The organism is Thermococcus sp. (genome assembly GCF_015523185.1).
GTDB lineage: Archaea > Methanobacteriota_B > Thermococci > Thermococcales > Thermococcaceae > Thermococcus.
On sequence record NZ_WAKV01000065.1, the window covers coordinates 1 to 21,464 of the forward strand.

At 52.2% G+C, this 21,464-nt stretch carries 28 protein-coding genes, 1 pseudogene and 1 riboswitch; of the genes and pseudogenes, 11 read left to right on the plus strand and 18 right to left on the minus strand.

Going from position 1 to position 21,464, the window contains the following annotated elements:
• Positions 1-149 precede the first annotated feature (149 nt).
• The 7 genes from F7B33_RS07395 to F7B33_RS07425 form a co-directional block, all read right to left on the minus strand.
• The gene (locus tag F7B33_RS07395) at positions 150-1,109 is read right to left on the minus strand and encodes an NADH-quinone oxidoreductase subunit H (protein ID WP_297065128.1); all 960 of its coding nucleotides are present in this window, start codon (positions 1,107-1,109) and stop codon (positions 150-152) included.
• A gap of 20 nt (positions 1,110-1,129) precedes the next feature.
• Positions 1,130-1,195, minus strand: a riboswitch (Fluoride riboswitch).
• Between the two features lie 64 nt (positions 1,196-1,259).
• A complete protein-coding gene (locus F7B33_RS07400; protein WP_297065125.1) occupies positions 1,260-1,487 on the minus strand; it encodes a hypothetical protein in 228 nt (75 codons plus the stop codon).
• Positions 1,459-1,647 (minus strand): hypothetical protein, encoded by a 189-nt coding sequence (locus F7B33_RS07405; protein WP_297073989.1) that lies wholly within the window; start codon positions 1,645-1,647, stop codon positions 1,459-1,461. Before F7B33_RS07405 ends, F7B33_RS07400 begins: the two co-directional genes overlap by 29 nt.
• Before the next feature lie 48 nt (positions 1,648-1,695).
• Positions 1,696-4,362, minus strand: a complete 2,667-nt coding sequence (locus F7B33_RS07410; RefSeq protein ID WP_297073990.1) for a valine--tRNA ligase — start codon at positions 4,360-4,362, stop codon at positions 1,696-1,698.
• Positions 4,363-4,366: 4 nt separating this feature from the next.
• Complete coding sequence (locus F7B33_RS07415) at positions 4,367-5,515, minus strand: MFS transporter (protein WP_297073991.1); 1,149 nt, start codon at positions 5,513-5,515, stop codon at positions 4,367-4,369.
• A gap of 117 nt (positions 5,516-5,632) precedes the next feature.
• Positions 5,633-6,262: a class I SAM-dependent methyltransferase gene (locus tag F7B33_RS07420; protein ID WP_297064093.1), complete on the minus strand. Its 630-nt coding sequence runs from the start codon at positions 6,260-6,262 to the stop codon at positions 5,633-5,635.
• Complete coding sequence (locus F7B33_RS07425; RefSeq protein ID WP_297073992.1) at positions 6,249-7,877, minus strand: bifunctional aspartate transaminase/aspartate 4-decarboxylase; 1,629 nt, start codon at positions 7,875-7,877, stop codon at positions 6,249-6,251. The genes F7B33_RS07420 and F7B33_RS07425 overlap by 14 nt, the downstream gene beginning before the upstream one ends.
• A gap of 120 nt (positions 7,878-7,997) precedes the next feature.
• Here F7B33_RS07425 and F7B33_RS07430 point away from each other — a divergent pair, with 120 nt between their 5' ends.
• The 7 genes and pseudogenes from F7B33_RS07430 to F7B33_RS07450 all read left to right on the plus strand — a co-directional run.
• Positions 7,998-8,591 carry a NifB/NifX family molybdenum-iron cluster-binding protein gene (locus F7B33_RS07430; protein ID WP_297073993.1) on the plus strand — a complete coding sequence of 198 codons (594 nt, stop codon included), beginning with the start codon at positions 7,998-8,000 and terminating at the stop codon, positions 8,589-8,591.
• A 32-nt stretch (positions 8,592-8,623) separates the two neighbouring features.
• Positions 8,624-8,854: a hypothetical protein gene (locus F7B33_RS07435; RefSeq protein ID WP_297073994.1), complete on the plus strand. Its 231-nt coding sequence runs from the start codon at positions 8,624-8,626 to the stop codon at positions 8,852-8,854.
• A gap of 56 nt (positions 8,855-8,910) precedes the next feature.
• The gene (locus tag F7B33_RS07440) at positions 8,911-9,357 is read left to right on the plus strand and encodes a NifB/NifX family molybdenum-iron cluster-binding protein (protein ID WP_297064082.1); all 447 of its coding nucleotides are present in this window, start codon (positions 8,911-8,913) and stop codon (positions 9,355-9,357) included.
• A gap of 261 nt (positions 9,358-9,618) precedes the next feature.
• Positions 9,619-9,774: a hypothetical protein gene (locus tag F7B33_RS10215; RefSeq protein ID WP_366927524.1), complete on the plus strand. Its 156-nt coding sequence runs from the start codon at positions 9,619-9,621 to the stop codon at positions 9,772-9,774.
• Positions 9,775-9,816: 42 nt separating this feature from the next.
• On the plus strand, positions 9,817-10,104 hold the full coding sequence (locus tag F7B33_RS10220) for a hypothetical protein (RefSeq protein ID WP_366927525.1): 288 nt from the start codon (positions 9,817-9,819) through the stop codon (positions 10,102-10,104).
• Complete coding sequence (locus F7B33_RS10225; RefSeq protein WP_366927526.1) at positions 10,101-10,547, plus strand: CRISPR-associated endoribonuclease Cas6; 447 nt, start codon at positions 10,101-10,103, stop codon at positions 10,545-10,547. The genes F7B33_RS10220 and F7B33_RS10225 overlap by 4 nt, the downstream gene beginning before the upstream one ends.
• 219 nt (positions 10,548-10,766) lie before the next feature.
• Positions 10,767-10,901: pseudogene (locus F7B33_RS07450) on the plus strand (subtype I-B CRISPR-associated endonuclease Cas1); the annotation flags it as partial.
• On the opposite strand, the gene F7B33_RS07455 reads toward F7B33_RS07450, so the two are convergent.
• On the minus strand, positions 10,873-11,124 hold the full coding sequence (locus tag F7B33_RS07455; RefSeq protein ID WP_297073995.1) for a CRISPR-associated endonuclease Cas2: 252 nt from the start codon (positions 11,122-11,124) through the stop codon (positions 10,873-10,875). The pseudogene F7B33_RS07450 and the gene F7B33_RS07455 overlap by 29 nt on opposite strands.
• 110 nt (positions 11,125-11,234) lie before the next feature.
• Here F7B33_RS07455 and F7B33_RS07460 point away from each other — a divergent pair, with 110 nt between their 5' ends.
• Complete coding sequence (locus F7B33_RS07460; protein WP_297064079.1) at positions 11,235-11,582, plus strand: 6-carboxytetrahydropterin synthase; 348 nt, start codon at positions 11,235-11,237, stop codon at positions 11,580-11,582.
• Between the two features lie 2 nt (positions 11,583-11,584).
• Here the strand turns inward: F7B33_RS07460 and F7B33_RS07465 are convergent, their stop codons facing one another.
• The gene (locus tag F7B33_RS07465) at positions 11,585-12,055 is read right to left on the minus strand and encodes a DUF192 domain-containing protein (protein ID WP_297064077.1); all 471 of its coding nucleotides are present in this window, start codon (positions 12,053-12,055) and stop codon (positions 11,585-11,587) included.
• A gap of 93 nt (positions 12,056-12,148) precedes the next feature.
• On the opposite strand from F7B33_RS07465, the gene pfdA reads away from it, so the two are divergent.
• Both pfdA and F7B33_RS07475 read left to right on the plus strand, forming a co-directional pair.
• The gene (gene pfdA / locus F7B33_RS07470) at positions 12,149-12,583 is read left to right on the plus strand and encodes a prefoldin subunit alpha (RefSeq protein ID WP_297063874.1); all 435 of its coding nucleotides are present in this window, start codon (positions 12,149-12,151) and stop codon (positions 12,581-12,583) included.
• Positions 12,584-12,626: 43 nt separating this feature from the next.
• On the plus strand, positions 12,627-12,917 hold the full coding sequence (locus tag F7B33_RS07475; RefSeq protein ID WP_297063872.1) for a prefoldin subunit: 291 nt from the start codon (positions 12,627-12,629) through the stop codon (positions 12,915-12,917).
• On the opposite strand, the gene F7B33_RS07480 is transcribed toward F7B33_RS07475, so the two are convergent.
• The 8 genes from F7B33_RS07480 to F7B33_RS07515 all read right to left on the minus strand — a co-directional run bounded on the left by F7B33_RS07480 (position 12,907) and on the right by F7B33_RS07515 (position 19,394).
• The gene (locus F7B33_RS07480; protein ID WP_297063870.1) at positions 12,907-13,458 is read right to left on the minus strand and encodes a 2-oxoacid:ferredoxin oxidoreductase subunit gamma; all 552 of its coding nucleotides are present in this window, start codon (positions 13,456-13,458) and stop codon (positions 12,907-12,909) included. The two genes, F7B33_RS07475 and F7B33_RS07480, sit on opposite strands and share 11 nt — an antisense overlap.
• On the minus strand, positions 13,455-14,300 hold the full coding sequence (locus tag F7B33_RS07485) for a 2-oxoacid:ferredoxin oxidoreductase subunit beta (RefSeq protein WP_297063881.1): 846 nt from the start codon (positions 14,298-14,300) through the stop codon (positions 13,455-13,457). Before F7B33_RS07485 ends, F7B33_RS07480 begins: the two co-directional genes overlap by 4 nt.
• Positions 14,300-15,448: a 2-oxoacid:acceptor oxidoreductase subunit alpha gene (locus F7B33_RS07490; RefSeq protein WP_297073996.1), complete on the minus strand. Its 1,149-nt coding sequence runs from the start codon at positions 15,446-15,448 to the stop codon at positions 14,300-14,302. The genes F7B33_RS07485 and F7B33_RS07490 overlap by 1 nt, the downstream gene beginning before the upstream one ends.
• Positions 15,445-15,957 (minus strand): 2-oxoacid:ferredoxin oxidoreductase subunit gamma, encoded by a 513-nt coding sequence (locus tag F7B33_RS07495; protein ID WP_297073997.1) that lies wholly within the window; start codon positions 15,955-15,957, stop codon positions 15,445-15,447. Before F7B33_RS07495 ends, F7B33_RS07490 begins: the two co-directional genes overlap by 4 nt.
• Before the next feature lie 3 nt (positions 15,958-15,960).
• Positions 15,961-16,812: a 2-oxoacid:ferredoxin oxidoreductase subunit beta gene (locus F7B33_RS07500; protein ID WP_297063879.1), complete on the minus strand. Its 852-nt coding sequence runs from the start codon at positions 16,810-16,812 to the stop codon at positions 15,961-15,963.
• Complete coding sequence (locus F7B33_RS07505; protein WP_297073998.1) at positions 16,805-18,001, minus strand: 2-oxoacid:acceptor oxidoreductase subunit alpha; 1,197 nt, start codon at positions 17,999-18,001, stop codon at positions 16,805-16,807. The genes F7B33_RS07500 and F7B33_RS07505 overlap by 8 nt, the downstream gene beginning before the upstream one ends.
• A 3-nt stretch (positions 18,002-18,004) precedes the next feature.
• Positions 18,005-18,274, minus strand: a complete 270-nt coding sequence (locus F7B33_RS07510) for a 2-oxoglutarate ferredoxin oxidoreductase subunit delta (RefSeq protein WP_297063863.1) — start codon at positions 18,272-18,274, stop codon at positions 18,005-18,007.
• A 145-nt stretch (positions 18,275-18,419) separates the two neighbouring features.
• Positions 18,420-19,394: an archaeosine biosynthesis radical SAM protein RaSEA gene (locus F7B33_RS07515; protein ID WP_297063861.1), complete on the minus strand. Its 975-nt coding sequence runs from the start codon at positions 19,392-19,394 to the stop codon at positions 18,420-18,422.
• Positions 19,395-19,618: 224 nt separating this feature from the next.
• On the opposite strand from F7B33_RS07515, the gene surE reads away from it, so the two are divergent.
• Positions 19,619-20,395: a 5'/3'-nucleotidase SurE gene (gene surE, locus F7B33_RS07520; RefSeq protein WP_297063859.1), complete on the plus strand. Its 777-nt coding sequence runs from the start codon at positions 19,619-19,621 to the stop codon at positions 20,393-20,395.
• Positions 20,396-20,470: 75 nt separating this feature from the next.
• Here surE and ftsY read toward each other — a convergent pair whose 3' ends face one another.
• Entirely contained in the window at positions 20,471-21,457 is a 987-nt protein-coding gene (gene ftsY / locus F7B33_RS07525) for a signal recognition particle-docking protein FtsY (RefSeq protein WP_297073999.1), read from the minus strand.
• Between the last annotated feature and the right edge of the window lie 7 nt (positions 21,458-21,464).

Sequence of the window (21,464 nt, forward strand, 5' to 3'; positions counted from 1 at the left end):
GCCGATGATTCCCAGGATTCCTGCTATGAGGAGGGACTGAAGGGCTATGAGGTTTATGAGTGAGTGCATGTATGACTCCGTCAGCAGGAGGAACGCTATCAGCAACGCTGTAACTCCAAGGATGTTTATGACCTCGGTTGTAACGCTCATCATGGCACGACACCCCCAAGGAGGAAGCTTATAACGCCCATTATAGCTAGCAGGAAGCTGGCTGAGAGGTAGTCAATTATCCTGAACAGCCTTATCTTCGCGAGGGTTTCTTCAACGACTACGAAGACACCGATGAGACCAAGCATCTTGACGAAGAGCCAGAAAGTCCCCTTGAGGATTTCGTATAGCGAAGCGCTCGTTGCCAGTCCCCAGGGGACGGCGAAGACGTTGAGGAAGACCGACATGAGGATGAAGGATTTCATATAGCTAGCCCACGTGTTGAGTGCGTAGAGCGGGCCGGTGTATTCAAGCCCTTTCCCTTGGTCGAGCATACCGAGCTCGTTACTTCCGTGGGACTCTATCGGCAGTTTTCCGGTGTCAAAGAGCAGTAGCATGAAGAAGGCCGCGGTTATGAGTATGTGCGTCGGGCTCAGGTACCAGCCCTCGGAAGTTATCTTGTGGTTCATTAGGAACGGGTTGTTCGTTCCCGTCAGTATAGCAACGCCAAAGAAGACCATTATGAGGACCGGCTCGGCAAAGGCGCTGAAGTTAACCGCTCTCGTGGCTCCTATGCCCGTGTAGTAGCTTCCCGTTCTTTCCGTTGCCAGTATTGAGACCATCGCCGCTAAGCCGAAGATGAACGTTCCCCCGAAGAAATCAACCGTCGGAGCGAACCAGCTCGGAAAGTTGCCGATAATTGGCAACACCCAGGGCAATGTAAGCATAGCTCCGAACGCTATGAACGGGGCGAAGACAAAGAACGAACTCGCCCCCCCAGGAACCAGGGTTTCCTTCCTGAAGAACTTCGCCAGGTCGTAGTAGGGCTGAAAGATGCTTATTCCCTTCCGCGACTCTATCCTTGCCTCGGCCTTCTTGAGTATACCAACTATCAGCGGTGAAAGCAGGAGCACGACTATAACCTGGACTACACCGATAAGTATTCTGTCTTCCGGGGTCAATGGCGTCACCTCCAGACGTGGAGAGAACAGGCGTCATCAGCCCCTCTTTCGGGGCACTTAGGGCGGACGCCTTCGCCCGGAATTTTACCCGGAATGGGTAACGTCAAGCCTTTTTAAACTTTTTGTGAACGGGGATGTTCCTTACTGAAATTATTCTGAAGACTGCTCATTTGGGTTCTTTTTCTTGACGAGGTATTTGTTCATGATTTTCATAGCCTCTTCGTTCTTCCACCTGCCCCCATAGAGCCGGTTTTCAGCTATATAACCCGCCAGTTTTATAGCCAGGGTCTGGTTCTCATGATAGAGCTCGTATATTTTGAAATTCAGAGTGGCTTCTTTTTTCGACAGTTCAAGGAGTTTTCTCCTCAGCTCCTCCACCATTTTCCCCCCTCCTTAAAAGCTCGTTTTCCCTCCTGAGTTCCTCAAGAGCCCTTCTCAGAACCTCATTGTCCCGTTTCATTTCCTCGTACTTGGCCTCCATCAGCTCGAGAAGGGTCTCAAGTTCCTCAACCCTCTTCCTAAGTTCTTTTTCCTCCAAGGTCTCACCCTCGAGGGGTTGGTTAAAATCAATAAAAAGGTTGGTGGGTCAATAGAAAAGAACAACAGCGTCCCCAACGACTGCGGTCTCAACCTCCTCGCCCTCGCTGAACACCGCCTTCCTTATGACAACGTCGTCCTTGGTAAGCTCTACCTTTTCCCCTTCAACCTCGAATTCAACTTTTCCGGTCTCCTTAAGGGCTTTCGCCACTTCTTCCGCGTTCTCCTTGAGGTAGGCGGTAATCTTAGGCACGAGCTTTCCATAGCGCGGGCCAACGGTTCTGAAGTTCGGCTTTATCTCGATGATGCGCTCTTCGAGTTCCGGCCCCCCTTTGATAATCTCAAGCCTCTCGATGTTCATGGTTCCGGCGATGTCCTTCTCTATGGTCTTGAGCTTCTCGTAGGAGTCGGTGGCGTATATGGCAACGTGCTTGAGCTTCGCGTTCAGAGCGAGACCGTGGCTGTTCTTGTAGCGTCTAATGGCTCCGACTATCTCGCGGGCGAGCTCGCCGAGTTTCTCTGCTTCCTCGTCAATCCTCTCCTCCCTGAACTTCGGCCACTCAAGAAGGTGGACACTCTTTGCCTTAACCCTCTCGCGGAAGAGGTTCTGGTAGAGCTCCTCGGTTATGTGGGGCACGAAGGGAGCCAGCAGGAGCATGGTGTTGTAGAGCAACTCGTAGAGCGATGCTTTGGCCTTGAGCTTGCTCTCCTCGTCGTCGCCGTAGAGGCGGTACTTAATCATCTCGATGTAGTCATCGGCAACCTCGTGCCAGACGAAGGTTATCAGCTCTCTGGTAAGAAGGTTGAAGCGGTACTTTTCCATCTCCTCGGTGGCGAACTTTATGAGTTTGTGAAGCCTTGAGAGAATCCAGCGGTCGAGGGGCTCGAGCTCGGCTGGGGCTTTAGCGGGGTTAAAGTCCTCTAAATGCCTCTCTGCGAAGCGGTAGATGTTCCAGACCTTTTGTAGGAAGCGGAAGTTGTAGTCAACCGTCTCCCACTTGAACGGGTGGTCCTCTCCTGGGGGAGCTAAGGCGGTCCAGAGCCTTAAAGCGTCGGCACCGTACTTTGGAATCACCTCGTCTGGAGCAACGACGTTGCCATAGCTCTTGCTCATCTTCCTTCCGTCCGGTCCTGCAACCATACCGTTGATGAGGACGTCCTTCCAGGGCTTTTCTCCTGTTAAAACCCAAGTTCTGAATATAGTGTAGAAGGCCCACGTCCTTATGATGTCCGTTCCCTGTGGCCTCAGAGCGGTCGGGAAGTTGTGCTCAAACCAGCGCTTCCCTTCTTCATCTCCCTTTATAGCGTCGTGCCACCTGCTTATTATCAGCGGGGTTATGCTGGAATCAACCCAGCAGTCGAGGACATCGGTTACTGGCTTCGGCTCGCTTCCATCGGAGCATTTTCTCGGCGGTTTATCGAAGCGCGGGTCCACAGGCAGGTCTTTCTCATCGGGCAGGATTATCTCACCGTTGTCGCAGACCCAGAAGGGAATCGGCGTTCCGAAAACCCTCTGCCTGCTTATGACCCAGTCCCAGTCCATTGACTCGGCCCAGTCCTTCAGGCGAAGGAACATATCCTCAGGATACCAATTGATTTCCTTTGCCACCTTGACTATCTCGTCGGTGAAGTCCTTCACCTTTATGAACCACTGCTTCTTTGGAAGGAGTTCAATAGGCGCCATACAGGAGCTCCTCTCGGTGTGCCTCAGAACGCGGTGCTTTATCTTCTCCTTCTTGTATAGGAGACCCATCTTCTCAAGGTCTTCAGCTATCTTCTTTCTCGCCTCCTCAGTCTTCAGGCCCTTGTAGGGACCAGCCCTCTCGTTCATCGTTCCGTCCTCGTTGATTGCAATAATTACCGGCAGGTTGTAGCGCTTCTGCCAGACAACGTCCTGCTCGTCACCGTAGGTACAGTTGTAAACTGCTCCAGTTCCAAAGCTCGGGTCAACGTCTTCATCAGCTAAAACAGGGACTTCGCGCTCGAATATCGGGAGCTTCACCTTTTTCCCCACGACGTCTTTATACCTCTCGTCATCTGGATGAACAAATACAGCGACACATGCCGGCATGAGCTCTGGCCTCGTGGTCGCTATTGGCACGTGACCACTTCCATCAGCCAGGGGGAGCTTGATGTAGTATAGGTAACCCTCTTCCTCGACATAGCCGACCTCGGCCTTGGCAAGGCTCGTCCTACACCTCGGGCACCAGTAGACCGGGTGTTCGGCCTGGTAGAGGAGGCCTTTCTTGTAGAACTCTATTAGGGACTTTTGCACAGTCGCTTTATACCAGTCGTCCATCGTGTGATACTCCAAATCCCAGTCGGCTGAATAGCCTATCCTGATGAACTGGTTCCTCATCGCTTCGATGGCCTGCCACGTCCATTCGATACACTTCTGGAGAAACTTCTCCGGCTGGTCCTTGCTTATGCCAAACTCCTTCTCGACCTTCAGTTCAGTTGGCAAACCATGGTTGTCAAAGCCCTGAGGAAAGAGAACGTTGTAGCCGGTCATCCTCTTGTAGCGCGCGATTATGTCAATCCAGGTGTGACTTAAGACGTGGCCGAGATGGAGCGTTCCGCTCGTGAACGGCGGGGGAGTGTCTATAGCGTAGCTCGGCCTCTTTTCGTCAAGCTCGTATTTGTAAATCTTCTCATCGAGCCAGAACTTCTGCCACTTGGGCTCAATCTCGTTCGGGTCGTAGTTCTTGGGGAGCATCTTATCATCCTCCGTCGGGTTTTTCAGTGATGTTACCCCCTTCAGCGGGGACGCTTAAAAAGGTTAATCTCCAGATAGGGAGGGCAGACAACAGGCCGAGGGAGCCGGCCAAGACGTAGGCCAACTCAAGGCCAAGGTTTCCGGCCAAGGCACCTATGGCGGTGTTTGCAATTGCCATGAAGGCACTTCCAACGGTGCTCAGCGTCGAGTTCACGGTGGAGCGAACCTCGTTCGGAATGAAGTCGTTTCTGAGCACCGCCATTAGTGGACCCCTTGCCCCCAGCGTGCCCTCTACCGCGAAGAGCAGTGCAAGGCTCGTCCATACGTTGGGGGCTAAACCGAGTAGCAGGATTTCAAGGCTAAGAACTACTGTCAGCAACGCTAAGGTCTTTGGTGTTGAGTCGAGTCTTCTCGATAGCCTCGCTCCCATTGATGTTGTGAGGAGCATCAGGGCGAAAATGGGCCCGAGGTATTTGGCCGGAAGTCCCCGTGCCTTCATCAGGAGCATCCAGAAGGTGAAGAAGGCCCTGGCCGGAAAGCTGAGTAGGAACGACGAAATCAGGAGCAGGTGAAGGCCTCTGTTTCCGATGACCTCGGCTAGGCCCCTGCGTAGTATTCCTGAATAGTTGAGCTCGGCTTTCCCCCTGTTGTCCGACAGGAGTATCAAGGCCATAGCTCCGGACAGGATTGAAAGAGCTCCTGCAACGAGCACCGGGAGGTTGGGGGCAATGTTTGCCAACACTCCCCCGAGGAAGCCTCCAGCAAATCTGACCGGGCCCGAGATTTCTTTGACCCTTCCGAGGATTGCCTTCACGGCTTTCCTGTCCTTCAACGAATCGTAGAGCCACGGAACCATCGTTCCGCTGACGAGTGCGCTCCCGAGGCCGGAAAGGGACGCTCCCAAGAGGGCCCCAATCAGGCCTCCAGAAAGGGCCACCATGAGCAGTCCAAGACCGAAGAGGGAACTCCCGAGGGCGTACGTCTTTATCCTACCGTATCTGTCGGCAACTCCACCGGTCGGAAAGTCCGTAAGGAGCTGTGCAAGTTCCGAAACGCTCTGAACCAAGCCAATCTCAGAAAAGCCGAGCCCGATGTTTTTAAGCCAGAGGCTCAGGTAGGGCCCTAGAACTCCCGGGTTGAGGGAGCTTACCAACGCAGTCGTTATGAAGCCCCATTTCAGACCACGCTCCTCGTTTCCGATGGACGATAGGCATCACCCGTGCACAGAAGGAGACATAGTTTAAAAAGATAGTGGGTCAGAGGCAACCGGTCACTTCACGGCCTTTATAACCACAAAGCTCCCCTCGCCGTAGCCGGGCTTAACGGGTTCAATCCCCTTTATCTCATCCAGCCTGTGGAACAGTGTTTGAAGGACCTCGAACTTTCTGAAGCCGGCCTTTTTGAGAAGCTCCAGGAGTTCTTCCGTTGAGAAGAACCTCGCTTCCCTGTAAAAAACGCTCTCCTCTTTGTGTTCCTCGTAGTACCTCCCGATTGGACTGTCCCTGTCAACGAAGCCTATTATTAGAGCCCCACCCGGTTTGAGAACGCGGTAGGCTTCTCTTAAAGCCCTCTCAGGGTCGTTAACGAAGCAGATAGTGGTGACCATCAAAAGATAGTCGAGGCTCTCATCGGGGAAAGGGAGGTTTTCCGCAACACCTTCTATGACCTCTATGCCCCTTTTTCTGGCTACCTCTGCCATCGCTTTGGAAGGCTCGACGCCGAGCTTTATCCCGAGCGGTGCCGCAAAGCGACCGGTTCCCACGCCTATCTCTGCTCCTCTTCCTTCCTTCGGTAAAAGCCTCCTCACCGCCTCAAGCTCTGAGAGGTAAGCATAGCGGTGCCTCTCGAACCAGTTCTCGTAGCGGTCGCGGTGCTTCTCGAAGGGTTCAACCTTGGGCATTCAGGTCACCCTGCCTCTGGAACTCCTCGTAGTATTCATCCAAGATTTTCCTTATGGTTCTGCCTATGGTGAGATAGTCTATCTCCCTAAGGTTCGCCAACGAAACCCTTGCTGAAGGGTGAGGAACCTCAAAACCTTTACCGGGTAAAAGGACAACCCCTGCCTCTTTGGCAAGCCGTATTATGAACTCCTCCGGCGGGAAGTTCTCCATGAACCAGCGGGAGAACTCCTTTCCGTAGAGCCTCTCGCTCAGCTCCTCCATGTCGAGGAGGGTGTAGTAGTAGGTGTAGTTCGGGTTTTCAACCGGTTCAAGGCCTATTCCCCTGTACAGCGCCCTGTAACGGCGCCTGAGGATTCTCTTGACGGCTTTCTTGTAGGTTTCTTCCTCATCCATCAGGCCGTAAAGTGCAAAGAGCACCATCTGAACCTGCTGGGGCGTCGAGAGTCCGGCGGTATGTCTCAAAGCCACGTTCCTGCTGTCGGCAACGAGCCTGTCTATGAACTTCAGCCCCCTAGGATTGGGGGTTATGAGGGCATACCTCTTGTCCAGCTCCTCCTGAATTTCCTCTGGAAGTTTGGCAATCAGTCTATCAACGACGTTGTCCTTGTGGAGAGCTATAACGCCGAGCCTCCAGCCTGTGGCCCCAAAATACTTGGAGAAGGAATAGACCAGTATAGTGTTGTGGGGCAAGACGGAATAGACTGACTTGAAGTCCTCTGCAAAGGTCGCGTAGACATCGTCGGTGATGATGATTAAGTCTTCCCTCTCGTTCTCGACTATCTCCCTGAGCTTTTCGAGAACTCCCTCCTCAAGCTTCACCGCCGTTGGGTTGCCAGGGTTTACAAGGAAGAACGCCTTTATCTCTGGGTTCCTAAGCTTCTCAAGTTCTTCGTCCGGTATCTGGTAGCCGAGTTCGGGCGATGCATTAACTTCAACTATCTCAAGCCTGTACTGGTCGAGTTTTGGTATCTCAAGGTAAGGACTGAATATTGGAACCGCTATCGCTATCTTGTCCCCTGGGTTCAGGAGGTGGTTTGCTTTGAGGGACTCGAAGAGATAGGCCATAGCTCCGGTTCCACCTTCCACTGCGAAGAGCTGGGTTTCCTCGACTATTGCATAACCGAGGTCGTAGCCGGCCCCCATCTCTTTTAGGAGATATCTCGCGACTATCTTTTCCGCGAGGGGGAGCATTCTCGGCGGGGTCGGATATTCACAGCCGAGATAGCCCTGAACCATCTCGTGAAGGAAATCATCGGCCGAAAAGCCAAGGTAGTCCCTCACGTAGCTTACGGCTGAATTAAGGAACCTCGTTCCTCTCTCGTTCCAATGGTTTCTGATGAATATTTCAAAGCGCGCCTCTATGCCGTCCTTCTCGCAGTGCCCTCCTATGAGGTCCCCCATGTAGCCGAAGTGCCTTTCTGCTTCGCTTAGCGCGAACTTCCCGAGCTGTAGGTAAGCATACCTCGGTTCCAACGCCAGAAAGTTCGGATTACCCCTACCGGCGTTGAGCATCATCCTTTCGGAGTTCCTGCTGGCGAGTTTTATGAGAAGTTCCTTGAACTCGAAGGGGCTGAGCTCGTCGAGCTTTTTGAGGTTCTCAAAAATCTCCTCCATTACAGACACCCCCTTCTTTCTTCCCGCTGAAGTATATAAAAGATGCCCAAGCAATACGATTAGGGTAACCGAAAAGTTTATAAATATGTGCATATGCACAAAATATCGGAGGTGATGTGAATGAAGATTGCGATACCGACCAACGGAGGAGGTAGAGAAGATACTGTCGCCCCTGTCTTTGCAAGGGCACCAGCCTTTTATATAGCAGATATTGACGAAAAAGGGAACATAGTTAGCGAGAAGGTCATTCAGAACCCTGCTTCAGCAGTGGGAGGGGGAGCAGGACCAATGGCCGTTCAGACCCTTATCAATGAGGGAGTTGATGCCATAATCGCACCACAGGTTGGTCCTAACGCCCTTGGAGTTATACAGGCAGCGGGGATAAGGCTCTACCAGATTGCTCCAGGAACGCCTGTTGAGGAGGCTATAAAGGCCGCTGTTAGTGGAAGCGCTGGACAGTTCATCGCTCCAGCACAGGCACCCACTCCAGCCCCAGCGACGCCAACGCCAGCCTACGGTCCATATCCGGCTCCGGCCTATCCAGCGTATCCGGCCTACGGCTTCGGCCCCGGTTGGGGTAGAGGCTGGGGCCGCGGATGGGGACGCGGTAGAGGATGGGGCAGAGGAAGAGGCTGGGGAGCTAAGCTCGGTTACTGCCCATGGACAGGTAGACCGAGCAGAAGGGCCCTCCGCTGGTTCTACGGCTGGTGGTGAGGCCTTTCCCTTTAATTTCTGGAGGCCTTGATATGCCACGCGGAATGGGTAGAGGTTATGGGAGAGGGGGTTATTACGGCAGGAGAGCTTATCCCTTCGGGGGCTTTTACGGAGTTCTTGACCTGTTAATCCTGCTCGGAATACTATACTTCCTGTTCAAGCTGTTCCTCGTTGCCCTGCCGTATGCCCTAGGTCTGGTGGTTCTCCTCCTCATCAGGTCACTCCTCAGGAACAGGATTTTCGGTTTTTGCGGGCCTTTTTGAGCCTATGCAAAATTTTTTAAGTTCGGGTTATCTAATCCAGCCGGAGGTGGTGGAAAATGAGGATTATCGTGTCCACAGTGAGCGGTGGCCTTGACGACCGCGTCAATCAGGCCTTTGGGAGAACCCCAACTTTCACAATAGTTGACGTTGACGAAAACGGCAGGATAGTGAACGTTCAGGTTGTTCCAAACCCCGGCTACTCCCAGCCGAGAGGGGCGGGCGTTACCGCGGCTCAGTTCGTGATAGACCAGGGAGCCGATGCCGTCATAGCGGGCCAGTTCGGGCCAAATTCATACGGAGTCCTCCAGACTGCGGGAATAAGGATGTTCTCGGCTCCGGCGACCATGAGGGTTAGGGAGGCAGTAGAGGCCCTTCTGCGCGGGGAGCTACAGCCCGGAATTCAGGGAGGAGCAGGAATGGGCCCCGGTAGGGGCATGGGCGGAGGAATTGGCAGAGGACGGGGCATGGGTCGCGGTATGGGGAGAGGACGCGGCGGCTGGTGAGGGTTAATTTTCCCTTTCTGTTCTGTTTGTTCTTTTCACTTTGCTGGGTTACTTGGGTTCTGGTGTGCATCATGTAATTTTTAATGGATTTTACTCATTTCGAAAAGGTTAAATAACTATCCTGGCCAGAATATCCAGTTATACACAAGAGGACGACTATGCGCTTCCTAATCAAGTTGATTCCGGAGCGCGATGAGTTTAAGTGTTCCATACAACCATCAGCACTACCTTTAGGGACTCATCTACAGGAGAATCCAGCAGGTGAATCCAGACCTGAGCCTGAGACTCCACAACCCCCGTGTTCCAAAGTTCTTCACTTACTCACTTTTCACGGCAGGGGAGAGAATATTGAGAAGGGAAAATCCTATGTTCTTGGTAGGGAAATGGCCACTTTTATTTCTCAACAGCGGTTCCTGAGATAGCCGAGGCTTTCATAGGGGGTCTTCTTGAGAACCCAAGGTGGAGCTCTGGGAAGAGCGCTTCACGGTTGAAAAGGTTAAGGCCCTTTATAAGCCTGAGAGGCCGAGTGGGAAGGAAGTTCATAACCCTCCCGCAGATAGCCGTCTCAACGACCAGGCAGATTTTCAAAAAGCCGAAAACCTACGATTTGTCCCCCACAGACCTGAGTTTTACGGGCACATCAGGGAGAACCTCATCGAGAAGTACACTCCCTCACCGGCAAACCTCCCGGGAGCGGAGAACTCGAGTTCAAAGTCATTCTGGTCAAGCCCAAGCACTTTCAGGTGAAGCCCAGCATCTACCAGAGGGCGTGGCACCTCGTTTTCAGAGCCAGAGGCGACGAGGGTTTGCTCCGGACAGGCTATCTGACCGGCTTCGGGGAGAAGAACTCGATAGGCTTTGGAATGTCAAAGGTGAATGGGAGAAGACCAAGGGTGGAGAGAATATGGGGGAAGGTAACGGAAAGCAGAAAAGTAAAGACGCTTGAGGAGCTCCTAAAGGAACAGCATCAGAAGAACTCATCATCCGGTGAAACATCTAAAGATGAGAGTACTTCACTTTTCCACTGGAAGGGCATCCCTTCGTCGATGCCGGGCTGGTTGCCATACTCCTGCCCAGCAGTAAGGAAAAGCCAGAGGGACTCACGGAAAAGGACGTTGAGAATGCGATTAAATTTGCATCGGAGTTGTACGCAAAGAACGAATGGAGCACGGGCTATATTCACGCAATGATAATCCCAATAAAATATTGGCCAATCCCGGAACAACCGCACCGATAAGTAGTGCAATCAAAAAGTCGTCAAAAAGAATAAAGGGGATTCCTTCCAATCCTGGCCAATCTAGACACTTCATGAATTGAATACGAAAATCCAAGAAAAATTCGACGAACAACTCGCTGAAGACATTGTGAGATTCGTAAAATCCTTGGGAGAAATTGACTACAAAACTCTCGACGAACTGGCCAAGAGCGTTAAACATCCGGAACTGAAGAAGAACGCCACGAAGCAGAGGTTGATAAGGCTGGAAGCGTACAAGATGATAAAGCACCTCGTTGGTGTTAGGGAGTACGAGCCTCTTGTGGCGTGATTTTAGATAATATCCTCAGCGAGTTCTTTTCCACTCCCATTGTTTCCCTCTGGGGCATTGAGCGGAGTTTGCAGATGACAACGGAGTCCTCGTCCTCGTTTATGGGTTCTTCAAGCCCGACCTTTATTCGCTCGAACTCTGCCCGGGTTATCTCGCCCTCAAAGACGCTGTTCTGAACCCAGTGAAGGTGTTGCCTAAGAAACTTATTTACGAAACATAGCACCCTTTATTGAGCTTAGGGAAGTGAAATCAAGTTGCAATAAGACTTCAGGAGAATTAAAACGAAGGGACAACGTTTATCAATTCCTCTCCGAGTTTTACTTCGGTGGTTGCATGAAGGCCCGCGTCATCGAGCGCTTCAAGTTCGAGTCCGCCCACGCAGTTCTCATAGACGGCCAGACAGAGGAAATTCACGGACACACCTTTAGACTCGAGGTGGCCGTCGAAGGAGAACTGAAAAAAGGTTATATCATGGACTTCCTGCAGTTGAGAGCTATCGTGGAAGATGTCATTAAAAAACTTGACCACAGGAACCTCAACACCCTCTTCGAGAACCCGACAACTGAGAATATAGCCTTATGGATTGCCAGTGAGATTAAGAAAAGGCTCCCTGATAGGGTCAGGCTTCGCCGTTTGACACTCTGGGAGGGTGAGGAAAACGGAGTTGAGTTAGAGTTCTAAGTTCAAACGTCCTCTGCGAGGGCTTCTGTGACGTTCTCCGCCATGACGATACTGTTTGTCTTCTCAAACGAGACTTTCCCCGAGATGGGAACACCCACGGGAATGCTCTTTTTCTTATCTTCCGTTATCTCCCAGCTTATTAGGTCCCCCTCCTCAATCTGGAGGGCTTTTATCAATCCGGCTGGCCCTTCGATTATATACTTGGCAGGTTTTTTTGGTGAATAGACCTTCCACCTCTTTGCCCTTTTAAAATCAACGACCCTCTTCGTCGAATCCAACCAGATGACATCAATGTCACTCAGCATGAAAAACATGTGAATCGAGGCGTTAAGCCTGCTTTCAACTGGCAGAACGAAAACGAGAGAATAGTTAACGTTGCTAACGAGCATTAATCCTCTAAACCGTCGGAGAAAGTTATCAGCCAACTTAACCGCTCCATGCCAGACCCTGTTCTTTGTCTCGTTGATTATCATACTTCCGGGTTGGAGGTTCAGATTAATAAGCCTGCCGGCGAAAAACTTTTAAATAACAAAAGGTTACTAAAAAATGAGAACGGGAAGGAGGTGATGGGAATGGCCGAGGAGAAGAAGGTCAAAACCCTTGAGCAGATTCAGGACGAGATTAGGAGCTACCTCGGTGAAATTGAGTACCTCAGGAGCCAAGTTGGTGCGATAGACGCAACAATCACCGACCTCAGAACCGTTGACGCAACCCTGGCCTACATAAAGGACAAGGGCAAAGGAAAGGCAATATACATTCCACTCGGTGGCGGAATCGCGATAAAGGGCAAGATTGAGGACCCCGAGGATGTTATAATGGACGTCGGAGCAGGAATTCTCGTGGGAGCGACAATTGACGAGGCCAGAGAGAACATCGAAAAGAGGATAAATGCCCTCATGAACCTCCGCCTAGCCCTGCTGAGGAAGATTGAGGAAGACACGAGAAAGGTCAACGAGCTCCTTAAAGAGCTCCAGGAGATGAACCCCGAGGAGAAGAAGTGATTCTTCCTCGGCCATTCCTTTTTAATTCCTTGGGGGTGGTTTTATGGAGGCAGTGAAGGCCTACGAGCTCCAGCTCGAACTCAGGCAGATTAGGGAACTCAGAAATGCCATCGAGCTCAAGATGAAGGAGCTTGAGTACGCGGAAGGAATAATAACCGCTTCCAAGTCCGAGAGGAAACTTTACAGGGCGTTCTCAGACCTACTAGTTGAGATAACCAAGGACGAGGCTATCGAGCACATCGAAAGAATGCGCCTTGTCTACAAGAGGGAACTTGAAAAACTCAAGGAGAAAGAGAAGAAGATAATGGAGGAGCTTTCAAGGCTCACTTCTTGAGGCCTTCAGCTATCTCAAACCCCTTCTTGAGTGCTCTAACGTTTATCTCTTCCGTCCCGTGGGGGACGGCGTCTCTCACTGCCTTTTCTATTGCTTCCCTGCTTACTATTCCGGTAACGCCCACCAGTATTCCGAGGGTTAAGATGTTCATGGTCAGGCTCAGTCCCGTTGTTTCCTCTGCTATCTCCGTAAGGGGGAGCGCTATGACGTTGAGCTTCTTCTCGAACTCAAAGTCCCTATGCGGAACGAGGTCCTTCTCGACGATAATGGTTGCCCCTTCCTTGACAGTGTGAAGGTACTTGGTGTAGGCTTCCTGGGAGAAGAACACGGCGTAATCCGGGTGGAGTGTCTTCGGGTAGTCTATCGGTTCATCGCTTATGACAACCTCCGCCCTGCTCGCTCCTCCCCTCGACTCTGGCCCGTAGCTCTGGGTCTGCACCGCGTAGAGGTTCTCGTAAACAGCTGCTGCCCTTCCAAGGATAACGCTCGCCAGGATAACGCCCTGTCCGCCGAAACCGCTGAAGAGAACTTCCTTCCTCATTGCTCCCACCCCATCATCCTCTTGGCGCGCTTTATGTACTCTCTATACTCCCTAACGAGGCCCGGCCTGTCCCTGTCAACGAACTCCCCAATGATAATCTTGCCCTCAAGCTCCTCCTCGCTCATCTTCTTCGCCTTGGCGAGGGGAACTGTTATCTTCTGGTACCAGCGGATTAGCTCCGGGGCGGTCTTCATCCTGTTCCTCCTTCCGAAGCTTATCGGACATGGCGAGAGAAACTCAACTAGGGTAAAGCCCTCCTTGCTCAGGGCCTTCTTTATGCTGTTGATGCCTTGCAAGTAGTTGAAGACCGTCCATCTAGCGACGTAGTTTGCCCCAGCCGAGACCGCCAGCTGGGCGATGTCGAAGGGGTTCTCGAACTGGCCGTAGGGAGCTGTGGTTCCCTTCAGGCCCTTGAGTGTAGTTGGAGCCACTTGGCCACCTGTCATTCCGTAGGTGAAGTTGTTGATGAGAATAACCGTAACATCGAGGTTCCTCCTTATGGCGTGGATTAGGTGGTTTCCTCCAATGGCAGCTGAGTCGCCGTCTCCCATGAAGGCGATTATCTTGAGGTCTGGATTGGTGAGTTTTATCCCGGTAGCGAAGGCCAAAGCTCTCCCATGAGTGGTATGTAGGCCGTCGAAGTTAACAAACCCCGGAACGCGGGATGAACAGCCTATTCCGCTTACCCAGACTATCTCATCCTGGTTGAGGCCGAGGTCGTCTATGGCCCTCAGTGTGAACTGGAGAACGCTCCCGATTCCACACCCAGGGCAGAATATCGTCGGAAGCATGTCCTTTCGGAGGTATTTGTCGCGAATCTCGTAAGCGGACTTCAAATACATCATCCCACCACCTTCTCAACTATCTCTATTGGAGTGTGAACCTCACCGCCTATCTTGGCTATTAGCTCCACCTCGGCCTTTCCGTTGGCACCTTCCTTGACGAGGTGGTAGAGCTGCCCCATGTTCATCTCGGGAACGTAGATTTTTCTCACCTGCTCGGCGAGCTCTTCAATCATCTCGAAGTCGAAGGGCCATATCGTGTTGAGCTTGAGCAAACCGGCTTTAACACCCCTCTCACGGAGAACCTTCACGGCTCTTATCGCGGAGCGGGAGACTATTCCAGTGCTTATTATTGCTATCTCGGCGTCCTCAAGCATGAACTTTTCATAGCTTATGATTTCGTCTTTGTGGTCTAGTATCTTCCTGAAAATCCTCCGTATGAGCATCTCATGAATTTCCGCGTCGACAGTCTTTGGCCTTCCGCGCTCGTCGTGCGTCAGACCGGTCACGTAGGTGCGGTAACCCTTACCGAATATCGGCATAGGTGGGACTCCATCTCCGTGAGGGTCACCGAAGGGGAGTTTAGCTTCCTCCTCGTTGGCAGGAAGCTTCCTGTTAACGATTTCAATCTCATCGGGGTTCGGAATGTAAACCCTCTCACGCATGTGGGCTATCTCCGCGTCCGTGAGCAGGACAACGGGAGTTCTGTATTTTTCCGCGAGGTTGAAGGCCTTAATCGTAAGGTCGAATGCCTCCTGAACCGTTGAGGGGCTCAAAACGATAAGCATGTGATCGCCGTGTGTTCCCCAGATTGACTGCATTATGTCTCCTTGGGCGGGTAGAGTTGGCTGGCCGGTTGAGGGCCCACCACGCTGGACGTCAACGACAACAATAGGCGTCTCCGTCATTACCGCATAACCAAGGTTCTCCTGCATCAGGCTGAAACCCGGACCAGAGGTTGCGGTCATAGCCTTCGCCCCAGCCCAAGAAGCACCGATTATCGCGGCTATGCTGCCTATCTCGTCCTCCATCTGTATGCTCACTCCATCAACGAGGGGCATGTAGAGGGCCATTGCCTCGAATATCTCGCTGGCCGGCGTTATTGGATAGCCAGCGTAGAAGCGACAGCCGGCCAAGATTGCCGCCCTCGCTATTGCCTCATCACCCTGTATGAAATCGGACTTCCCAACGGGAAACGGATATCTCATTTGGATCCCTCCTCAAATCCGGCCCTAAAAGCCTTGATATTTATATCCTCAGTCCCCTTTGGGACGCGCCTCTTAATAGCTTCCTCAACGCTCTCCTTCTTAACGACCCCAGTCTTGGCGACCAGATAACCCAAAGCCACCATGTTAACCGTTAGGGCAAGCCCCGTAGTTTCCTCGGCTATCCTCGTGAAGGGAGCACCTACGTAGTCCCTATCCGGCCTAACGAGGTCAGTCTCAATGATTAGGAGGCCGTCCTCCTTGAGTGAGTCCTTAACAGTGTCGTAGCCGAGCTGGTGGAGGGCAACGAGAACGTCGGCCTTCGTGACTATTACGTCGTAAATCGGCTCTTTGGAGATTATAACGTCCGCTATGGAGTGGCCGCCCCTACTCGCTGAACTGTAGTCTTGGGTCTGAAGAACGTTGAGGCCTTCAATCGCGGCAGCCTCACCGAGTATGACCCCGGCCAGGACAACGCCCTGACCGCCGATACCTGCGAACCTAATCTGCATACCTCACACCTCCTTAAGCCCGAAGTGCTCCTGGACATCGTCGATGAGCTTGTTGAGTTCTGTAACGAACTCGGGCCTCTGCCTGTCGACGAACTCGCCGATTACGAACTTGCCCTCAAGCTCCTCCTCGTTCATCTTTCTGGCCTTGCTTATCGGCACGCTGTTCTTCAGGAACCAGCGGAGCATTTCAGCGGGCTCTTTCATACTGTTCCTCCTTCCGAACTGCACCGGGCACTGGGAGATGACCTCGACGAGGGAGAAGCCCTTAACGGTCAAAGCTTTCTTGATGCTCTCGATGAGCTGGTAGACATGAGCGGTGGTCCATCTCGCCACGTAGCTCGCTCCGGCAGCGGCAACGGTTTCGGAAATCTTCAATGGATGCTCTATGTTCCTGTAGGGGGTCGTGGTGGTTTTGGCGCCGAAGGGCGTTGTAGGGGCCACCTGACCGCCGGTCATTCCGTAGATGAAGTTGTTGACGAGTATGACCGTTATGTCTATGTTCCTCCTTGCCGCATGCAGGAGGTGGTTTCCTCCTATACTGGCCAAATCACCGTCTCCGCTTATGACGACGACCTTCTTGTCCGGAAGGCCGACCTTAACTCCGGTGGCAAAGGCTATCGCCCTGCCATGGGTTGTGTGTAGTGTGTCTGCCAAAAAGTAGGGTGAGGCTATCCACGCAGAGCAACCTATTCCGCTGACAACGACCAAGTTCTTAGGGTCGAGCTTGAGCTGGTCAACCGCGTTGGCAAAGGCGTTGAGAACCGTTCCACCCCCACACCCAGGGCAGAGGGCAGTTGGGAGGGCTTCTTTCCTAAGGTACTTGATGAGCGGATATTTTGAGTAGATTTCAGGCATGGGCAACACCCCTTATCTCGCGAAGGATTTCCCCAACGGTTAAAGGAACCCCACCTATCTTGTTGATTCCCCTTAGAAGAACGTCGTCGTTGATGAAGCGCTGAACTTCAAGAATCATCTGGCCGAGGTTCATCTCGGGGACTAGTATAGCCCTAACGCGCTTTCCTAGTTCCCTCATTCTCTCACCCGGGAACGGGTGGACTGTCTTCGGCACGAAGAGACCCACTTTGATGCCTTCCTCTCTGGCCTTGAGAACGGCTCCGAGAGCCGGACGAGCGGTTACGCCCCAGCTGACGACGAGGATTTCAGCGTCATCAATGAAGTGTTCCTCATATTTCTCATAAACGTCCCGGTTCTTCTCTATCTTCCTGTGTATTCTCCTAACTAGCCTGTCGTGGACTTCTGGGGTGTAAACGTCCCTCAAACCGTTCTCCTTGTGGGTCGAGCCCGTAACGTGGGTGAAGTAGCCGTGACCGAAGAGCGGCATAGGTGGGACTCCATCTCCGTGAGGGTCACCGAAGGGGAGTTTAGCTTCCTCCTCGTTGGCAGGAAGCTTACGATAGGTAATTTCCACTTCCTCAACGTCTGGAATCCTGACGAGTTCGCGCGTGTGAGCAAGAACACCGTCGAAGAGCATAACCACAGGTGTCCTGAGTCTCTCCGCTATATTAAAGGCCCTTATTGTTTCCCAGAACGCATCCTGCCCGCTGGTCGGTGAGACCGCTATAATCGGATGGTCACCGTGTGTTCCCCATCTGGCCTGGAAGAAGTCTCCCTGCGCTCCTTTCGTTGCCTGCCCAGTGCTTGGCCCGCTCCTCTGCACATCGACAAGAACAAGTGGCGTTTCAGTCATTACCGCATAACCAAGGTTCTCCTGCATGAGCGAAAAGCCCGGACCAGAGGTTGCGGTCATCACCTTGAGGCCAGTCCACGAGGCGCCTACCATGGCCGCTATGCTTCCAATCTCATCCTCCATCTGGAGGTAATAACCTCCAAGCTTTGGAAGCTCCCTGGCCATCGTCTCGGCTATTTCGCTCGACGGTGTTATGGGATAACCAGCGTAGAAGCGACAGCCCGCGAAGATTGCGCCGTAAGCCACCGCTTCATTCCCCTGCATGAAGTAGTTGTCAGGTTTGTAGAGCTTTTTAATGAGCCTAATCTGCTCCGGCTCGTCGCCGCGGATTATCATGAGTCACCACCTTACCGCGATGGCGAAGTCCGGGCAGAGAAGTTCACAGAGCTTACACTTGACGCACTTCTCGGCGTGAACAGGTATCGGATAGTGAACGCCCTTTTCACTGAGCTCCTTGCTCCACTCAAAGACCTTTCTCGGGCACATCTCGACGCAAATTCCACAACCCTTACATAGAAATGTATCAATGTCAATCTCAACGATTCCTTCCGCCTTTCCGACGACAAGATAGCCGTTCTTTTCGACAACGGTGTTCGCATTTTCCGCCATCAATATCACCCCTCGACAGGGCCGTTTACGTTTGTCAACATTTAAAGCTTTCGCGGATGGACATTGATGTCCAGAAAACATGCATTCGAACAGGACCGTGCATCAGAATAGAAATTTAGAAAAAACTAATAAAAATTCGAAACGATTACCAAGTCAAAAGTTGCCAGTCGAGGAGGCCGTTCTCGACGATGTAGCTCCACTCCTCCCTGCACTCCGGTTCGAGGTTTTTAAGGTAACTGAGGTCCTGCGTTGCCGAGAACTTCTTTATAGCCCTGCCAATAGTTCTGTCATAGTCGGTCAGGCAGTTATGGGGCCCCCTTGGTGAGCCAGCTCCGACGGGGTCGCTGAGGATTCTCTTGTCTGGAAAACGCTTCTTGGCCCATATGAGAACTTCAACCGCACTCCAGAGCCACGGCGGACGGTACTCCTTCTTCTCCCAGAGTCTCTCGTAGAGCGTTCCCTTCTGGATGTCGGTGATGTTTATTGAGAAAGTATCCGTATAGGGCTCAGCTTTGAGTATACTCTCCTTCGCGTCCCTTATCCCATCTCTCTCGCTCAGGAAGATTGGCTTGAGCAGGAGGTAGGTTTTCACCTTTGCCCCCGCCTTTCGAGTTATCTCCGATGCCCTGACGAAGTCCTCAAAGGTGTTGCCCTTGTTGATTGAAATCTCAGCGATATCGTCGTTCGCCGTTTCAAGGCCGATAGCGACCTCGAAGTGCTTGTCTGGAACTATCTCGGCCAGCTCTTTAACGGCATCGTACCTAACGAGTTCGCTCCTGCTCTCAATGACGATTTCCTCGACGTTTTCCATCTTTGAGAGAATCTCAAATATTTTCCTTCGGGTTTCTGGCTTAAGCTCGCCGTTGTCGAGGAAGGAACCTGAGGTGAACATCCTGACCGCGAAGGGCCCCTTCTTGCCCTCGATTTTTTTGAGGGCCTTGCGGACGTAGTCCACTATCGCATCTTGACTCCATTTTGTCTTAGGTGCAGAGGTCGGATAGGCACACATGTAGCAGGCCTTCCCTATTCGAAAGCGGTAGCATCCTATCGTCGGCAGGATTATGAAGAGCGCCGTTCCCGGCTTTCCGGCCACGTTGTCCTCGCTTGTCCAGTACGTCATCTTCTCACCTGAGGGTCGCTTGTGGACAGGGTTTTTAAAGATGTGTGCTTAGAGAAGCTATTTATATCTGGTGACCAAAAGCTAAATGGTGGGAGATGGTGAGAGAACGGACGTTTAAAGAACTGAAAGAGCGGTGGGGGTTGAGCGGGGAGTTACAATCCGGAGTGAAGTTAGTATATAGTGTTTTGGAGATACCTAAAAGTAAAGAGGGTGAAGAAGTAAATATGAGAATCCTCCTAACGAATGACGACGGCATCTACTCCAACGGCCTGCGCGCAGCTGTAAAGGCCCTGAGCGAGCTCGGCGAGGTTTATGTCGTTGCGCCACTCTTCCAGAGGAGTGCAAGCGGAAGGGCTATGACCCTTCACCGGCCGATACGGGCAAAGCGTGTGAACGTTCCGGGGGCAAAGGTAGCTTACGGCATAGACGGGACTCCAACAGACTGCGTTATCTTTGCTATAGCGCGCTTTGGGAAGTTTAACTTGGCTGTCAGCGGGATAAACCTCGGAGAAAACCTGAGCACAGAAATAACGGTCTCAGGGACTGCTTCAGCCGCCATAGAAGCCTCTACCCACGGAATCCCGAGTATAGCAATAAGCCTTGAAGTTGAATGGAAGAAGACCCTCAGCGAGGGGGAGGGAATAGACTTCTCGGTTTCGGCCCATTTTCTCAAGAGGATAGCCCAAGCGATACTTGAGAGGGGTCTTCCCTCCGGGGTGGACATGCTCAACGTTAACGTTCCGAGCGATGCAACGGAGAGGACCGAGATAGCCATAACGAGGCTCGCAAGAAAGCGATACTGCCCGACCATAGAGGAGAGGATTGACCCGAGGGGACATCCTTACTACTGGATTGTGGGGAGAAGAAAGACTGAATTCGAGCCGGGAACCGATGCCTACGCCCTGAAAGTGGAGAGAAAGGTCAGTGTAACACCGATAAACATAGACATGACGGCGAGGGTGGATTTTGACTTGGTTAGGGAAACCTTAGGAGGGCAGTGATTGCCTAATCTAAAAACAAGAGCTAAAAACGAGCGTTGGGCCCGGATAAAGCTGAAGGAAGAATAAGAACACAACTCACTCTTCCCCGAAAATCCTCTCCACGAACCACTTCTCGTCGAAGAGCTTCAAATCATCGTAGCCCTGTCCGACGCCAACGAAGAGTATCGGCGCACCGATGGCGTGGCTTATGCTCAGGGCAGCCCCACCTCTGGCGTCTGCATCGAGCTTCGTCAAAATCACTCCGTCTATCTTAACAGCTTCATTGAACTGCTTGGCCTGCTCAACAACCGCGTTTCCGCTCAGACTGTCACCAACAAAGATAACTAGGTCAGGCTTCGTGACGCGGACTATCTTCTTCATCTCGTCCATGAGGTTCCTGTTGAGCTCGTTCCTCCCGGCGGTATCAACGAGGACCACATCAACGCCCCTCGCCTTCGCGTGCTGTATGGCATCGTAGGCTACCGCCGCCGGGTCGGCCCCGTAGTCGTGCTTGATGACCTTAACACCGACGCGCTTCGCGTGCTCTTCCAGCTGTTCTATGGCTCCAGCCCTGAAGGTGTCGCTTGCCGCTACGACAACGCTTAACCCGTTCTTCTTCAGCCAGTGGGCGAGCTTTGCTATTGTCGTTGTCTTCCCCGAGCCGTTGAAACCGACAAAGACTATAACAAAGGGCTTCTCCTCTTTAGAGCGAATCATCTCCAAGAGGTCGAGCTTTTTCTCGGGAGTTAGAATTTCAAGTATCACTTCCCTGAGGGCGTTTTCTATAAGCTCGGCCTTGTTAGTGCCGATGCGAACCTTCTTTCCAACAAGCTTTTCTTTGATTTTCTCCCTGAGTACTTCAACGGTCTCAAGGGCAACATCTGCCTCAAGGAGTTCAAGCTCAAGCTCATCCAGGGCATCTTCAACGTCTTTCTCCTTAATCTCAACTTGGAGAAGCCTCTCAATGATACCCGGCTTTTTCTCAGTTTCAACTTTCTTCTCGACCTCTTTCTCCTCTTTCTCAATCTTCTCTTCGACCTGTCTGGTGAACTTCCTGAGCTTTTCCCTGAGCTTTCCGAACATGCTCTCA

What these genes read in the sequence shown, in the direction of transcription:
- F7B33_RS07410 (WP_297073990.1), bottom strand. Translation starts at nt 4,362, where the DNA reads ATGCTCCCCAAGAACTACGACCCGAACGAGATTGAGCCCAAGTGGCAG.
- F7B33_RS07420 (WP_297064093.1), bottom strand. Translation starts at nt 6,262, where the DNA reads ATGCCCAAGGTTGAACCCTTCGAGAAGCACCGCGACCGCTACGAGAAC.
- F7B33_RS07425 (WP_297073992.1), bottom strand. Translation starts at nt 7,877, where the DNA reads ATGGAGGAGATTTTTGAGAACCTCAAAAAGCTCGACGAGCTCAGCCCC.
- F7B33_RS07430 (WP_297073993.1), top strand. Translation starts at nt 7,998, where the DNA reads ATGAAGATTGCGATACCGACCAACGGAGGAGGTAGAGAAGATACTGTC.
- F7B33_RS07435 (WP_297073994.1), top strand. Translation starts at nt 8,624, where the DNA reads ATGCCACGCGGAATGGGTAGAGGTTATGGGAGAGGGGGTTATTACGGC.
- F7B33_RS07440 (WP_297064082.1), top strand. Translation starts at nt 8,911, where the DNA reads ATGAGGATTATCGTGTCCACAGTGAGCGGTGGCCTTGACGACCGCGTC.
- F7B33_RS07460 (WP_297064079.1), top strand. Translation starts at nt 11,235, where the DNA reads ATGAAGGCCCGCGTCATCGAGCGCTTCAAGTTCGAGTCCGCCCACGCA.
- F7B33_RS07465 (WP_297064077.1), bottom strand. Translation starts at nt 12,055, where the DNA reads ATGATAATCAACGAGACAAAGAACAGGGTCTGGCATGGAGCGGTTAAG.
- pfdA (WP_297063874.1), top strand. Translation starts at nt 12,149, where the DNA reads ATGGGAATGGCCGAGGAGAAGAAGGTCAAAACCCTTGAGCAGATTCAG.
- F7B33_RS07475 (WP_297063872.1), top strand. Translation starts at nt 12,627, where the DNA reads ATGGAGGCAGTGAAGGCCTACGAGCTCCAGCTCGAACTCAGGCAGATT.
- F7B33_RS07480 (WP_297063870.1), bottom strand. Translation starts at nt 13,458, where the DNA reads ATGAGGAAGGAAGTTCTCTTCAGCGGTTTCGGCGGACAGGGCGTTATC.
- F7B33_RS07485 (WP_297063881.1), bottom strand. Translation starts at nt 14,300, where the DNA reads ATGTATTTGAAGTCCGCTTACGAGATTCGCGACAAATACCTCCGAAAG.
- F7B33_RS07490 (WP_297073996.1), bottom strand. Translation starts at nt 15,448, where the DNA reads ATGAGATATCCGTTTCCCGTTGGGAAGTCCGATTTCATACAGGGTGAT.
- F7B33_RS07495 (WP_297073997.1), bottom strand. Translation starts at nt 15,957, where the DNA reads ATGCAGATTAGGTTCGCAGGTATCGGCGGTCAGGGCGTTGTCCTGGCC.
- F7B33_RS07500 (WP_297063879.1), bottom strand. Translation starts at nt 16,812, where the DNA reads ATGCCTGAAATCTACTCAAAATATCCGCTCATCAAGTACCTTAGGAAA.
- F7B33_RS07505 (WP_297073998.1), bottom strand. Translation starts at nt 18,001, where the DNA reads ATGATAATCCGCGGCGACGAGCCGGAGCAGATTAGGCTCATTAAAAAG.
- F7B33_RS07510 (WP_297063863.1), bottom strand. Translation starts at nt 18,274, where the DNA reads ATGGCGGAAAATGCGAACACCGTTGTCGAAAAGAACGGCTATCTTGTC.
- F7B33_RS07515 (WP_297063861.1), bottom strand. Translation starts at nt 19,394, where the DNA reads ATGACGTACTGGACAAGCGAGGACAACGTGGCCGGAAAGCCGGGAACG.
- surE (WP_297063859.1), top strand. Translation starts at nt 19,619, where the DNA reads ATGAGAATCCTCCTAACGAATGACGACGGCATCTACTCCAACGGCCTG.
- ftsY (WP_297073999.1), bottom strand. Translation starts at nt 21,457, where the DNA reads ATGTTCGGAAAGCTCAGGGAAAAGCTCAGGAAGTTCACCAGACAGGTC.